Origin of the sequence: Moorena sp. SIO3H5, assembly GCF_010692395.1 — a bacterium.
In the GTDB taxonomy this organism is placed as follows: Bacteria; Cyanobacteriota; Cyanobacteriia; order Cyanobacteriales; family Coleofasciculaceae; genus Moorena.
The window spans coordinates 1-13717 of the sequence record NZ_JAAHHS010000206.1 but is presented as its reverse complement, the minus strand read 5'-3'; the positions used below and the strand labels follow the sequence as shown (position 1 = coordinate 13717).

The following is a 13717-nucleotide window of genomic DNA, read 5'->3' as shown; positions in this document are numbered from 1 at the left end:
TAATCACACTAAAGATATTACCGATTAGCTGTAGTAGGGAATTGTCACTAGCAGCCAAATTAGCCAAATAAGCAAAAAAAGTATTGACGAGTGCCACTAAGCCTAGGATTGCAATGACTACAGCGGCAATTCCCACAGCCATCCTCACTCCATCGGATGCTCCAACAATTAAACTATCGATGAGGCTAGGTTTTTTCTGATTCGGGTCTTCTTCCTCTGTTGGTACCTTCCCTAAGGTTTTCGGCACATCTGTTTCTGGCACAATCAGTTTCGCCATCACGAAGCAGGCGGGAATAGTTAGCACAGAAGCGGACATCAAGTGACCAGTAATGGTGGGGAAAGTCGGTCGCAAGAAACTGGTATAGAGAGCCAATACTGTTGAAGCAATCGAACCAAAGCAGCAAGTAAGGATAGCACACAGTTCGCTGCGGGTCATATCGGCTAAGAATGGCTTGACTGCGATCGCTGATTCAATCCCTACAAAAATATTCGCTGCTCCTGATAGGGATTCAGCACCACTAATACTCATAGTTGCCCGGAATAGTCTGGCAAAGACCTGAACCACTGGCTGGATTACACCCAGTCGATACAACAGAGCAATCAAGGCGGAAAAGAAAACCACCTGGGGTAGGGAGCGGAAGGCAAAAATAAAGCCGAAATTCAGATTATCTGGAGTGAGGCGATCCCCTGGGACAGAAACGTAAGGAGTTCCCACTGCTCGGTAAATCCAGCGTCCCGCTGGACCAGGACCAACCATCAATTCTGGATCAGGAACAAAGGCAGAATTACCACCACCGAGCATAAACCTAGCTCCTGCTTCTGAAGCATCCAAGATAGCATTGAGAGCGTCATTCAAGCCGAGGATGAATTGCCGGGTGGGGGCAAACAGAAATATCAACAGTCCCATGACCAGTTGTAAACCAATGCCGAAAATGATCACTTTCCAAGGAATTAGGCGGCGATGCTCTGAACTGAGCCAAGCAATGAAACATAGGGCAAAAATACCACAGAAGGAAATAAGATTGAGATATAACGGATGAGACATCGGTCCTTGTGTTTTCAATTAGGCAATATCCTCAGCCATGAACTAGCACCACCAGATCCTATGGCAGAGGTACTGCCTCAAGCTAACTAAAACAATATCCGATTCAGGGGAATTTCTAGATGGTAGAACCCCTAAAATAGTCTCAGGGAAATAAAGAATCCCAAATTAACGTAACTATTGCCAACTATTACCCCCCGAGACCCCCAGAGGATTGCTATATATATGGATGCTTTTGCCCCCTTACCGCCTGAGTGGACCAAATCAGCCACCCATGCCTTGGAATTCCGCTGTCCTAGTTGTCGAGCATCTGTTCTAGAAGCTGAGAAGGTTTGGATTAATCGCTCCTCACCAGTGATGTGTGAAGACCACCGCCGGAAGTGGCAAGAGTTTTATCAATGTAAGTGTGGCTATGTATGGTGGGCTTGGAGTAGCGATCGCTGAAAGCGGGACTTCGTCCATCGCCCACCCTCAGAATTGAGCAATCGAGACAATCCTCCTATCGTTTAACCCCCGAGTCCTTCCCGTTCTTTGGATCTTTGTGGTTCGCTCAAAGCACTCTCAATTTTATTTGTTCTACTAAATTGTCAAGTAAATTAACACCCCTAGGGTTAGATGACCAGCAGATCACCAGGTAAACAGGCAGCTCCAAAAATGCGAACACAAGAGAACGACTGGAGACTTTTCCTACGCCTAGTCCCCTACGCCCGTCGCAGCAAAGGCCCGCTATTTATTGCAATTACTTTATTGATACCCCTGTCCGTAGCAAGTGCCATTCAACCTTTAATTGTCGGTCAGGTAATCTCTTTAATTCGTCAAGAAGAGCGAACTTGGTCTTTCCTATTAGAGCGCTCTGTCTCACAGAGCATCAATATTCTGATCACTATACTACTATTAACCATACTAATCCGGTTAGTCTTTGTTGGGATTCAGGGATTCGTGGTGGTGAAGATAGGTCAGAAAATCACTGCTGCTATCCGGGAAGACCTATTTGAGCACGTCACCTCCCTAGCGGTGCGATTTTTTGACCGCACACCAGTAGGGAAATTGATTACCAGGCTCACTAGCGATGTGGAAGCCCTAGGCGATGTCTTTTCCACCGGTGCCATTGGCATCGTGGGTGATTTACTATCCATGATAGTCATTGCTGGTACCATGTTTTTGGTGCAATGGCAACTGGCATCGATCTTAGTGCTAATGCTCCTGCCAGTGACTGCTATCATTATTTACTTCCAGAAACAATATCGCAACGCTAACTACAAATCTAGGGAAGAACTTTCCTCCCTAAACGCAATGCTGCAAGAAAACATCTCTGGCATTAATATTGTGCAACTGTTTCGCCGTGAACAATACAATGCCGAGATGTTTCGCACGGTTAACCAAAAATACGTCACTGAAGTAGACAAAACCATCTTTCACGATTCAGCGATTTCAGCAACCCTAGAGTGGATTTCCCTGGTAGCGATCGCAGCAGTGTTGTGGAGCGGTGGTCATTTTCTCCTCAAAGATCACCTGAGTTTTGGTGATTTGTCGGCCTTTATCCTCTATGCTCAGCGGCTATTTGACCCCTTGCGTCGGTTTTCAGAAAAATTCACTATGCTCCAAGCTGGTTTCACTGCCATTGAGCGCATCAGTGACATTATGAATGAAACCATTGAAATTCGTGACCCCGAAGGCTTGCAGGTCAGACGGTTGCAGGTGGCAGGTTCTCCAGAGTTTGAGGGAGGTCAACAAGACCGGAAACAATCTGGAGATTTACTGATAAAGCCTCCAAGCAGCTTGAATGGTGATCTAGCCCATCACTCTTCTAACTTATCCTTGAGCAATGGTTATACCGAACAACCCTTGAACCTTAAACCGTCAACCCTAAACGGAGAGATTTGCTTTGAACACGTTTGGTTTGCTTACAAAGAAGATGAATATGTTCTCAAAGACTTGCACTTTACCATTCATCCAGGGGAAAAAGTTGCTTTAGTTGGTCCGACCGGTGCAGGGAAAAGTTCTATTATTCGGTTGCTGTGCCGCCTCTATGAACCGAGCCAAGGGCGAATTCTCGTAGATGGGATTGATATTCGGGATTTACCCCAAGCAGAACTACGACGCCACATCGGGGTCATCCTTCAGGAGGGATTTCTTTTTGCTGGTGATGTTAAGAGTAATATTTCCTTAGGAGAAACCTACTCCATTGAGGCAATTAAAACCTCAGCGGAGGTGACGAATGTGGCTAGCTTTATCGAAAAACTGCCCCAAAGCTACAATACCCAGCTCAGAGAGCGAGGCACTAATCTGTCTGCTGGCCAAAAACAATTGTTAGCCTTTGCTCGTGCTGCAATTCGTAACCCCCAAATCTTGGTGCTGGATGAGGCAACAGCTAGTTTAGATGTGGCTACCGAGGCTCTGATTCAAGAAGCTTTGGAACGGCTATTAGAACAGCGGACTGCAATTATTATTGCCCACCGACTCTCCACTATCCGTAATGTAGACCGGATTATGGTACTAAAGCGAGGACAGTTAGTAGAGTCGGGAAGCCATGAGGAATTGTTAGGGCAAAACGGATTATACGCTAGTTTATATAAATTGCAGATGCTAGGAGAATGATGGCTAATCTAGCATTTTCCAATAATCGTGAAACTAGGATTGATGGGAATAGGGAACAGGTAACAGTAGGAAACAGGTAACAGTAGGAAAGAGCGATGCAGCGCTATAAGACCACGCTCAATGATTCCCTGTTGCCTTGTCCGAAGTTCCCTATTCCACCTGAAGTAGCGCTATAGATTAAGATGCGATTGGCCGTAGGCCACGCTACGCGATCGCTAACTCCGGAAGAGTAACAGGTTATGCAATCTGTCGTCCCACTGCTGCTGCCACCGGCTTTAAGCTATGAACCAAATCCACCATTGCTTCGTTCGCGTAGCGTGGCCTTTTGGCCATGGAAAGCGCCTAATCCCATCTATGCTCATCTAGTCTTTCACGATTTTTGCCCAAGACATGATTTAAGATCACAGTATAAGTGCTCATTGCTCAGTTTAACGAGGCAAAGCCGTTGAATGCTAGTTTGATTGAAGTCAAAGTTCATTCCTCGTTACGAGATTTTCTGCGATCGCAGGGTCAACCCAATTGGCCTCACCAATTGACTATGGCGAGGCTAGTGGCACGAGCCTTGCGGTTAGGGCGTTCTGCTTTGATACAGACCGGTTTAGAACCTTTGCAGGAAACCTCTCTACAGTCTTCCTATCGCCTGAGTTACCTGGCACCAGCCCTGGTTTGGTCTGGACCTGTGATCGTAGTGGCACCCTTATGGATACAAGAATGGTTGCTGCAAAAGGAAATTCCCCTTTTACAACAGTGGTTTGGTACCGATAAGGTAATTCATACCAGTGATAGGTTTCCCGATCAACCGTTCCAAGGACTGTTGATTACCTCACCAGAATCGTGGCTAACAGACCGCTTGAAGCACAAGGGCTGGTTTCCTAATCACATCCCTACTGTGATTGATGGTGTGGATGACCTAGAATCTTGGACCAGCAACCAGCTTAAAGGCTGCATCCAGCCCCAAGACTGGGACGCACTGATGCAAGCCCATCCACAAGAAGCTGATTTGATTCGGGATGTGCGGGTCAGGCTAACCAAAGCCTTATTTCAGCGCCCTGCTAACCCCTATGAGTGCTACGTGATTGAAGCTGATCAGCAAGATGGCTTGGAACAGCTATTTGATCGACTAAGTTCCCTAAGCACTGAAGCACAATCTCTGTATCGGCTAAAATCTTGGGAACAGTTTTGCCACTTCTGGCAGCAGTCAGGTCAGCTAATGTGGGCAACCGTTGCGCGATCGCAAGGTCAGTTTTCCTTATATAGCGCACCAGTAGAAGTGGCTACAGCCTTAAATCCCATTTGGTCGAGACAGCCAGTAGTGCTAATTGGTGGGGCTCTAGATTTAGAGAAAAGTGCCTCTGTGTACCGTCAGCAGCTCGGATTAGGGGAGTTAACCTGTTTGAAGTTTTCCCCTCACCGACAGATTCAACTGTATTTGCCCGATCGTCTACCCATGCCCAATACAGAGCGATTTCAAAACGCTCTAACTCAAGAAATTCGCACCCTACTAAACCTAAGTACTGACATCACCAGACCAGTAGTTATTTTAGTCGGAGATGTCCCCCTCAAAGCCCAGTTAGGGGCAGTCTTAGCAGCAGAATTTGGTTCCCGGGTGCAGGTAGAAACCACCAGTCTCAGTCACAGAAGTATTTTGATTTGTGGCTGGGAATTTTGGCATAGGTATCAAGCTCAAATCCCCTCTCCCCAACTGTTGATGATTGCTACGTTACCAATTCCCTCTTTGGAAAATCCATTAGTTGCGGGTCGAGTCGCTTACTACAAGCAGCAACGTCAGGATTGGTTTCGTTTGTATTTGTTACCAACAGCATTGAGAGAATTACAACGAGCAGTGGCACCAGTTAGAGCTACTCAAGGCTGTGTTGCCATCTTAGATAATCGTGTCAACCGCCGCAGTTATGGACGCCATGTGCTATCAGCCTTGAGTCCTTTTGCTCGAATTAATTATTTAGATGCTAGTTGGTTTAATTCAGATTCCCTAGAAGGACAAGATACTTGGCTTTAGAGAATCAGTAAGCTAAAACGAATTTTAAATTGGTTTTAGCAAGGCAAAAGGCATGCATGCTAAAGGCAAAAGGCATGCATGCTAAAGGGTACTGGAATCTAGATTTTTGATTTGATATCAGTTTAGGTTGGTAAAGTTAAAACCAAAACTTTGATTAACCCAAGTCCTAATTACAATCCAAGTTTTAATTAATTTTTCCTACCCATACCTAATTATCAAATTGCCTTACTGATAGCACATATTCTCCTTGATTCGCACTATAATTTGTTGAAACATCAAACACTAAGCCATCTGTCTCAGCCTTGATATCAATTACATTCGGGAGATTTCCTTCTTTATTAAAGCTCAGTAGCTGATAAAGTCTATCTCCTACTTTTACAAAACTCCCTAACTCAACTCTCGATTGAATCATTCCTCCAGCCGGAGCATAGTATCTCTCGATGTTATCTTTAGATGCTAATTTCATTTGGTAGGAGTCTGGATCAGTTATCGGAAAATCAGGCAATTCTAACATTCCTTTTTTCGACAAATAGTTTTTGATACCGTATACTCCCCGTTTCACAGACTCTGGATTCATTTGCATCCCAGAACCCAATTCTAGGGTCCATGATTCCATATCAAACTGAAGGGTTCTGCCTAACTTTGCCAAGGCTTTCTCTAACCCTTGCCAAGGCTTAATAAATGCCTCATCGAAAGCATCCCCATCATACTCATCCTCATGCATCACAATTCCATAATCGAGAAGAAAGTCTTTGGCGCTTTCTTCCCGAGAGTAGAAGCCATACAAGAAATCAAGTCCTTGATTAGTAGAACTATGGATATCAATCACATAGTTAGCATCTATACATAAAGATTGGAGTTGATAGCGATAAATATGTAGTGATACAACATTGCCTTTAGCCTAAATAATATTTTTTTTAATCAAAAATATTGTAAATTCTAAAAACCTAGGTATAAAAAATAACATTTTTTACTGAAAAATACATTGTAAAAATAAATTTAAAATCCGATTTAATAACCCGACATAATTGCCCTTACTGCAATTTTGATCGAACAGTAAAAAAGCGATGCATCAAGACGTGGAAGTACTCATAATAAAAAGCAAAAATACCTCTGTAAAAACTGTAAGAAGCAGTTGGTTAAAAACCCGACAAAAAAGCCGATATCCTTGTCCTTAAAAAAGAGAATAGATGACCTTTTAATTTAAAAAATATCTTGGTCATACCAAATCCTGTTCCCATAGCCCCCTTATTCCCATAGCCATAGATTCTTGGCATACAAAGATTTGGTCGATTTTTATAAAGGGGTTTTGACAAACGGATTTGGTATCAGGTATTGCTCGAACAGTTGGAGTTTCAAAAATATGGCTCCAAAAGTATGTTAATAAAAAGTATGCCGAAAGTCCCCGCAAAATAAAGGTTTCAGAAAAATTAAAAGGAAAAATTACCATTGAGTGTGATGAAATGTGGTCTTTTGTAAAAAAGAAAGATAATCAGCATTTGAAGTTACCGTAAGAGAGTGGAGCCTTTATAGGGACAGGTTATGGGTAAGAGTTTTAAGTTATCTGAAATAAGGCTCCACTCTCTAAGGTTTCGTCTCCTATGGATTTGGTTAGCCATAGATCAACAAACTAAAGAAATAGTTGGAGCTTATATTGGTGATCGCACTTGTGAATCAGCAAATAAATTATGGAAGTCTTTCCCACCAGTGGTTCGACAATGTGCTGTGTGTTATACAGATTTTTGGGAAGCTTATCAAACAGTAATACCTAAGAAACGTCACAAACCGGTCGCAAAAAAAACGGGGAAAACTAATCATATTGAAAGATTAAATAATACCTTAAGACAAAGGATTAGTCGTCTAGGAACTTAAAACGTTGTCATTTTCTAATTTTTGAGAAAATCACTTAGGAGCTATTTGGAATTTTGTTCATTACTATAATCAATGTTTGTCGGGTTGATTAGGCCATCAATACATGTTTATCACTATCGTTTTTTCCTATATGGCTCATGAAATTAACGCGCAAGAGGAATTTTGAAACCTCTATTATCAGTTAGGAAGTTCCAATTGAGCTAAGATTTCCTCAACTCTTTGATAACCAATATATTTACATAATTCATCTTTTTCAACTGAAAGAACTGCTTCAGCTGTTGTATAACCAGCATTAAAGAGAGCGAGATATTCACCTCTAGGTAAACTGACTGGAAGAGTAAGCAATTTCAGCGCACCAACAGGCAAGCCTGTTTCCAACTGTTGAAGAAGCGTGTCGATAGCAGTCTCATCCGGTCCTTCTCCAAGAAGAATAATATCTGCAATATTGAAAGCTGCTTGAAGATGAAGTCGGGTGCGGTCGGCATATCCACGAACGTCACCTGCTCCCACGCTTCCTGCATATCGTGTGACTGAAAACCGTTGTTCAATTGCTTCAATAGGTTCACCATTGATCCATGTTTTGAGGATAGCTGCACGTTTGCACCGGGCGTAGTACTTGAATATATCTTTCGCTCCGTGTTGGAGCCTACTCGTGACCTCAGATCCGTAATGTGATTTTACCTCACGCTGCCAAGCTGACTCCTTCTTTCCCTTCTTGAAAATTGAAGTATAGCCGCCTACCTCTGGAATTGCCTGTAGATATGCCATCAACTTTTCTGCGGTGAGACTGCCCGAAACCTGCTTGAGAAGAGTAACAAGTTCCATAGCAGACTTAAACGAAAAGTTCGATTTTCCACACTCTTTTCCAAGCAGAGTGAGGCTTAATTGACCTTCCATCTCCTCAACTAGCCCTAGTGACTCCATTCTTTCTAATAATTCCTTGAGGTAAGTCACCGTCTGCTCATGCCAGTCTGGATTCTTTCTGCTCTCAAGATATCCGCTGTAGGTACTAGCAAGTAGTCTTACGACTTCTTTTCTCGGTACTTGATTGATTTGAGCGAGAAGACGAAGAATCCATGTCTCGATCTCAGTGGACTTGAAAGACGAGCGGATTGCCTCTGGTTTCCCTTTGACATAATTACGGAACAAATTTTGGCGTTGAGGTGCATTGTCAGCTAACAGTATGCTAGTTCCTTGTTTAGAAAGCCCAAGACGACCTGCGCGACCAGCCATGTTCTTGTATTGCGCTACAGTAAAGTCACGCCTTTCCTCTCCATAGAAAAAAGTCTCTACGATAATGACTGTGGACGCAGGGGTGTTAATACCAGCAGCTACTGTTGTAGTAGCAGCCAGAACGCGAACGTTTCCTTCAGGATCTCGAAATGCTTGCTCCACAGCCAACCGCTCTTCTCGCATCAAGTGAGAGTTATGAAAGGCAGTTCCTCCTTTAAGTGCTTGACGAAGATTATTTGAAGCCCCTGACAAGTCGTGTTCAGGAAGCCGAGTAAGCACGTTATTGGCAGATGAGAGACCCAATGCATTGCCAAGATACATGGAGCAGCCCACAGCAGTGCCTCGCTGGTTACGAAAAATCAAAACATGCTCACCCTCTGAGATTAACTTCTCTACCAACGGTACGATTATGTCCTGTGAACTTGGCTTGTCTTTCCGCTTTATGATCAAATGAGAAGGTAAAAACTGCTCGATATGCTCTTCCCCGTCGAGTCCCATATATTGAAAACTTCCACTTCGATCCAATACACCTTCGATCAGGGGAACAGGACGTTCACAGGTAAAGAGCGTCTGGCATCCCAGCCATTCGTCAAAGTGGTTTACATGACCGATAACGGCTGATAGAGCCACAATTTGTGGCTCTATGCCGCGCTCACGGGCTGCAAGGAGACTTGTAAGGAGAAGTTCAACACTAATTCCTCGTTGAGAATCGGTGATAAAATGAGCCTCGTCTAAAACGACAAGACCGATTTTATTGAGCAGCGAGGGTGACGCGAGGGAGAGATTGAGAAACATCTCATAAGTAAGCAGAGCTATATCGTACCTACCCCTCACAAAATCTTCTGTATCATCAGTGTAGTCGCCAGTACAACGAATAACGCGAAGATTGATAGAGTCACCATATAACGCATTGAAGTCCTCATACTTCTCATTGGTAAGAGCTTTGAAAGGGAGCAGAAAAACTGCTTTCCTGCCATCAGTTACGGCTTTGGCAGCAGCCATTTCGCCAATGAAAGTCTTACCAGAACTTGTCGGGGCGACCACAAGTAATGCACGCTCGTCGAGTACGCGATATTCATTAACCGCTTTGAGTTGAAGGTCATTCAGCCCTCTAGTGAATCTGTCAGCCCAAGCATTGAGCAATTCTGGTGCAAGACCGAAAGCAGTGAGATTCTTAATGTCAGCACCAACATTCATGTTGGTGGTATCGGGAAAAGCTTCTGCATAGCAAACTCCTGGCGTCAGCGGTGGAAAAGTAAGCCCCCCCTCTACAAGATTGAATACAACAGGCGTTTGTTGCCAGCCGAATCGCTGTGCTTCAGCCCGCACCCACTTCGTTACCTCATCCATTACAGCGCCTATATCAACTCCATTGGGGTTGTTCTTAAAGGTGTGGAGCAGTGCTTGTGTTAGCAGTCCATGACCGTGAAGTTCATATGCTGCTTCGTCATCCTTTGAGGCTGCGATGATGACTCGTCCCTTTCCTTGAAGATCAGTAATGGTTGTCATGCTAGTACGCGGAGTAGGCACTCCTTGGAGAACGCGAGTAGTTGCACCTCCACTAAAACAACAATCAAGGATGACTATAACAGCACGCGCCTGTGAAGAACTGAGGCGTTCGGCAAGCTCATCCATCGGGATTGTTGTATCTGCCAGTGTTTCATATCGGGCATCATAAGGGACGAGCTGGTGAGCCGGAGAACCATGTCCTGCGAAAAAGAACAGTGCTGTGTCGTCAGAACTAGCATTACCAAGCGTTTCGTCTAGCGCTTCTCTAATCGCCGTTAGGGTGGCTTCTTCGTCAACAACACGACTAGCAGTGATGTCTGGTATGGAATCCGAAAAGAGTGCCCAAAGCGCAATTGCGTCTTTTGTAGCTCCGGTAAGATCTGAAATATTTGGATCTGCGTGTTTATTAACGCCAACGAAGGTAGCAAGGAGAGCCATTGTCATTTGATGAAATAGCTAATTCTGGTTAAAAGCAAGGGGGTTTAAGCCGTTTTGAGCCAAAATCAGGATGAATATAGCCGATATATCAAAATAACGGCACGAGTCCGAAGGTCGTTTCAGTACTAGGTTGTCCGAAAACTCATTCTTGAGTCAGGACAGGCACAATATGTAGTCATAAAACACCACACAAATGCCACATATTGTGGTGGCTATTCGCAGAAATCGACTTTTTGGACAAGCTGGTACTTTTGGTCGGCTGACCCGATAATACGCAATTTGTCTAGCCTTGGGGTGGATGGGGATCGTTTCCGTGAGAATCGCGTGCGCGGATGCGTCCGTTTCGACCGTGAATAAACAGCTCAGAGCCTTGGTTTCGTGCAACCTTTCGACCCTGGCTAATCGCTTTTGCCTGCGTTGAGTGAACAGATGAAGCCCTCTTAGCCCCTTCGGATTTGACAGCCCACCCGTGAGCGTGTGGCACAACATGCTGGTTCTTTTTACTCATTTATGTTTCTCCTTAAAAGACTATAGGTTTGACCATCTTGCGTGGGATTAACGCACATCTAGTATTATAGTGCCGCAATAGTACCATTATTGCCACCATTGGTCTTGCTTTTCCCTAAAAAGTGCGATAATAGAACACAGAGGAACAACTATGACACTCACACATGAAGCTATCGGAGAGAGACTCAAAGAGGCGAGGAAGAACGTCCACCTTAGCCAAGAAGCGACTGCGACAGCCATTGGGATTGATCGGACTGCTCTTGTAAAGATTGAAAAGGGTACTCGCACTGTCACCGGTGTTGAACTACACCTTCTTGCACAACTCTACAGAAGAGACCCATCTGAATTTCTGGTTGATCAGCCTCTTCAAAAACACCCCTTAACTATTCTTGGTCGTATGGAGAAAAATGCTCCAGTCGAATGGAGCAAACAAGTTTCCCATAATCTTTAACTCCTTAAAGAAGCTGTACGACTAAGAGATGCTCTAGGTGATCAGATACATGCCTTCTCACCTACATATCAGTTATCTGACCCCGGTTCTTATGAAGAAGCTATTGAACAAGCAGGGCTATTTCATTCTCATGAAAGCTAATAAATGCTAGGCTTACAAGTTAGCTGAGAGTTTCATGAGTGACCATGGGTTTGTCTGCCCAATCTGCCCCTGCCGTCTGTTGTTCCTAGCCTCGCCCCAGAGGAGTCACCCCCTCAGAGCATCGAGATTCTAGACGCCTTTGCCAACATCCGGTGATGTACGCAAGGTTTCTGGGAAACGGCCTATGGGTAGCTCTGTGTAATGCCCTGTAACCCAGGGCCATTGCAGCTGGAAACCGAGGTTTTCTAGCCATTGGGGACTGGCTCAACAGCTATCGAGCGAACTGCCCCCCGCTATTCAAGCCCCCGTTGGGTAGGATTCCTTCCTACAGCACGATTCGCCGTGTCCTGGTCACCCTAGATTAGCACCAGTACTCTGCGGCCCTGGCTCGCTTCTTTGGCATTGAACCTTTGCCCTTGAGAAACCTTAGCTGTAGATGGTCTTGTCTTACGGGGCTCATACCAACGTTCTTGGTGATCATCCCGGTTCTCCACCTCACCGAGGGATTATGCTGGGAACGTGCTTATCTGGTTGAGCGGGGTAAGATTGCTCGAACCCGATCAGGTGGATAGCAAAACAAACGTGCGTCAAAGCCAAACCGCGAGTTTATTACACAACTGGCTGTCAAGGGTGTGGTGTTCGCCTTTGATGGGATTAGCACTCAAAAAAAACGGCTCAGTATATCTTTGAATGTGAAAATCACTACCTAGGTGCCCTTAAAGGCAATCAGGGCAACCTATTCAAGAGCGTCTTTGCCCACTTTGTTCCTAAACATTGTCATACTGAAGTAAGTATTGGGCATGGACGCATCGAAAAGCGCTGCGGCACGCATCTGCACACAACTCGAACACATCTTGCCCTGGCTTCGGCTAAAAACACTAATCCGAGTGGAGAGTGTTCGACAATTCAAAAAGGGGAAACAACACCAGCTGGAAACCGAAACACGCTACTATGTGGCTTCTTTCATCGAGTCTGCGGAATCCTTTGCCCAAGGTCTGAGGGGGTATTGGGGGGTAGAAAACAAAGTCCATTATGTGCGAGATGTCACAATGAAACAAGATGCTTCTCGCAAACGCAAGCATCAGTTACCTCAAATCTTTGCAGTTGCTCGTAATTTTGCGCTGAATATCTATCGCTCCAATGGCTTCTCCATCCAATATGGCTCAAGCACAGCGATACTGCCAATTTGGACGCTCACACACAAAGAGCGCATTTTTAGAATGAAATAGCCCTGCTATTTGCCCCCCTATTCTCCTGATTTAAATAAAATAGAACATTATTGGTTTCCGATTAAAAATCGGGTTATAAAATCAAAAGGTACTATCGAATATTTTAGAGAGAGAGTTGATTTAGCTGTTCAGTTAACGTCCTAATCTATACTTCGATTGCTATAATTAAATTTTACCAGCCCTAAATAATTACCCTACCTAATTATCAAATTGCCTTACTGATAGCACATATTCTCCTTGATTCGCACTATAATTTGTTGAAACATCAAACACTAAACCATCTGTCTCAGCCTTGATATCAATTACATTCGGGAGATTTCCTTCTTTATTAAAGCTCAGTAGCTGATAAAGTCTATCTCCTACTTTGACAAAACTCCCTAACTCAACTCTTGATTGAATCATTCCTCCAGCCGGAGCATAGTATCTCTCGATGTTATCTTTAGATGCTAATTTCATTTGGTAGGAGTCTGGATCAGTTATCGGCAAATCGGGCAATTCTAACATTCCTTTTTTCGACAAATAGTTTTTGATACCGTATACTCCCCGTTTCACCGACTCTGGATTCATTTGCATCCCAGAACCCAATTCTAGGGTCCATGATTCCATATCAAACTGAAGGGTTCTGCCTAACTTTGCCAAGGCTTTCTCTAACCCTTGCCAAGGCTTAATAAATGCCTCAT

The 13717-nt window shown here is 44.4% G+C and carries 10 protein-coding genes and 3 pseudogenes; 8 read left to right on the top strand and 5 right to left on the bottom strand.

The genetic code is table 11. The features are described 5' to 3' along the window. A partial coding sequence (locus tag F6K52_RS20975; RefSeq protein ID WP_293082019.1) for a nucleoside transporter C-terminal domain-containing protein occupies positions 1 to 1045 on the bottom strand: 1045 nt, incomplete at its 3' end. Positions 1046 to 1267: 222 nt separating this feature from the next. Between F6K52_RS20975 and F6K52_RS20970 the strand changes: the two genes are divergently transcribed. The 3 genes from F6K52_RS20970 (at position 1268) to F6K52_RS20960 (ending at position 5657) form a co-directional block, all read left to right on the top strand. Beyond that, positions 1268 to 1486: a hypothetical protein gene (locus F6K52_RS20970; protein WP_293082032.1), complete on the top strand. Its 219-nt coding sequence runs from the start codon at positions 1268 to 1270 to the stop codon at positions 1484 to 1486. A 171-nt stretch (positions 1487 to 1657) separates the two neighbouring features. Further along, positions 1658 to 3640: an ABC transporter ATP-binding protein gene (locus F6K52_RS20965; RefSeq protein WP_293082014.1), complete on the top strand. Its 1983-nt coding sequence runs from the start codon at positions 1658 to 1660 to the stop codon at positions 3638 to 3640. Between the two features lie 412 nt (positions 3641 to 4052). Further along, on the top strand, positions 4053 to 5657 hold the full coding sequence (locus F6K52_RS20960) for a helicase C-terminal domain-containing protein (protein ID WP_364418865.1): 1605 nt from the start codon (positions 4053 to 4055) through the stop codon (positions 5655 to 5657). 208 nt (positions 5658 to 5865) lie between these two features. Here F6K52_RS20960 and F6K52_RS20955 read toward each other — a convergent pair whose 3' ends face one another. Continuing rightward, a complete protein-coding gene (locus F6K52_RS20955) occupies positions 5866 to 6501 on the bottom strand; it encodes a succinylglutamate desuccinylase/aspartoacylase family protein (protein WP_293082022.1) in 636 nt (211 codons plus the stop codon). A gap of 481 nt (positions 6502 to 6982) precedes the next feature. On the opposite strand from F6K52_RS20955, the pseudogene F6K52_RS20950 reads away from it, so the two are divergent. Next, positions 6983 to 7135, top strand: a pseudogene (locus F6K52_RS20950) (IS1 family transposase); the annotation flags it as partial. A 124-nt stretch (positions 7136 to 7259) separates the two neighbouring features. Beyond that, positions 7260 to 7551, top strand: a pseudogene (locus F6K52_RS20945) (IS1 family transposase); the annotation flags it as partial. A gap of 155 nt (positions 7552 to 7706) precedes the next feature. Here the strand turns inward: F6K52_RS20945 and F6K52_RS20940 are convergent. Further along, positions 7707 to 10715 carry a DEAD/DEAH box helicase gene (locus tag F6K52_RS20940; protein WP_293082009.1) on the bottom strand — a complete coding sequence of 1003 codons (3009 nt, stop codon included), beginning with the start codon at positions 10713 to 10715 and terminating at the stop codon, positions 7707 to 7709. A 277-nt stretch (positions 10716 to 10992) separates the two neighbouring features. Then, positions 10993 to 11217, bottom strand: coding sequence for a DUF2188 domain-containing protein (locus F6K52_RS20935; protein ID WP_293082004.1), 225 nt, complete (start codon positions 11215 to 11217; stop codon positions 10993 to 10995). Between the two features lie 150 nt (positions 11218 to 11367). Here F6K52_RS20935 and F6K52_RS20930 point away from each other — a divergent pair, with 150 nt between their 5' ends. From F6K52_RS20930 to F6K52_RS20920, 3 genes and pseudogenes are all read left to right on the top strand, one after another. Then, positions 11368 to 11667 (top strand): helix-turn-helix transcriptional regulator, encoded by a 300-nt coding sequence (locus F6K52_RS20930; protein ID WP_293082000.1) that lies wholly within the window; start codon positions 11368 to 11370, stop codon positions 11665 to 11667. 995 nt (positions 11668 to 12662) lie between these two features. After that, positions 12663 to 13037, top strand: coding sequence for an ISAs1 family transposase (locus F6K52_RS20925; protein WP_293081997.1), 375 nt, complete (start codon positions 12663 to 12665; stop codon positions 13035 to 13037). A gap of 6 nt (positions 13038 to 13043) precedes the next feature. Then, positions 13044 to 13181, top strand: a pseudogene (locus tag F6K52_RS20920) (transposase); the annotation flags it as partial. Positions 13182 to 13235: 54 nt separating this feature from the next. On the opposite strand, the gene F6K52_RS20915 reads toward F6K52_RS20920, so the two are convergent. Further along, positions 13236 to 13717, bottom strand: a 482-nt coding sequence (locus F6K52_RS20915) for a succinylglutamate desuccinylase/aspartoacylase family protein (RefSeq protein WP_293081992.1), incomplete at its 5' end; no start/stop codon positions are given.

Coding starts and splice junctions, on each gene's coding strand:
- F6K52_RS20930 (WP_293082000.1), top strand. CDS start 11,368: ATGACACTCACACATGAAGCTATCGGAGAGAGACTCAAAGAGGCGAGG.
- F6K52_RS20935 (WP_293082004.1), bottom strand. CDS start 11,217: ATGAGTAAAAAGAACCAGCATGTTGTGCCACACGCTCACGGGTGGGCT.
- F6K52_RS20970 (WP_293082032.1), top strand. CDS start 1,268: ATGGATGCTTTTGCCCCCTTACCGCCTGAGTGGACCAAATCAGCCACC.
- F6K52_RS20965 (WP_293082014.1), top strand. CDS start 1,658: ATGACCAGCAGATCACCAGGTAAACAGGCAGCTCCAAAAATGCGAACA.
- F6K52_RS20940 (WP_293082009.1), bottom strand. CDS start 10,715: ATGACAATGGCTCTCCTTGCTACCTTCGTTGGCGTTAATAAACACGCA.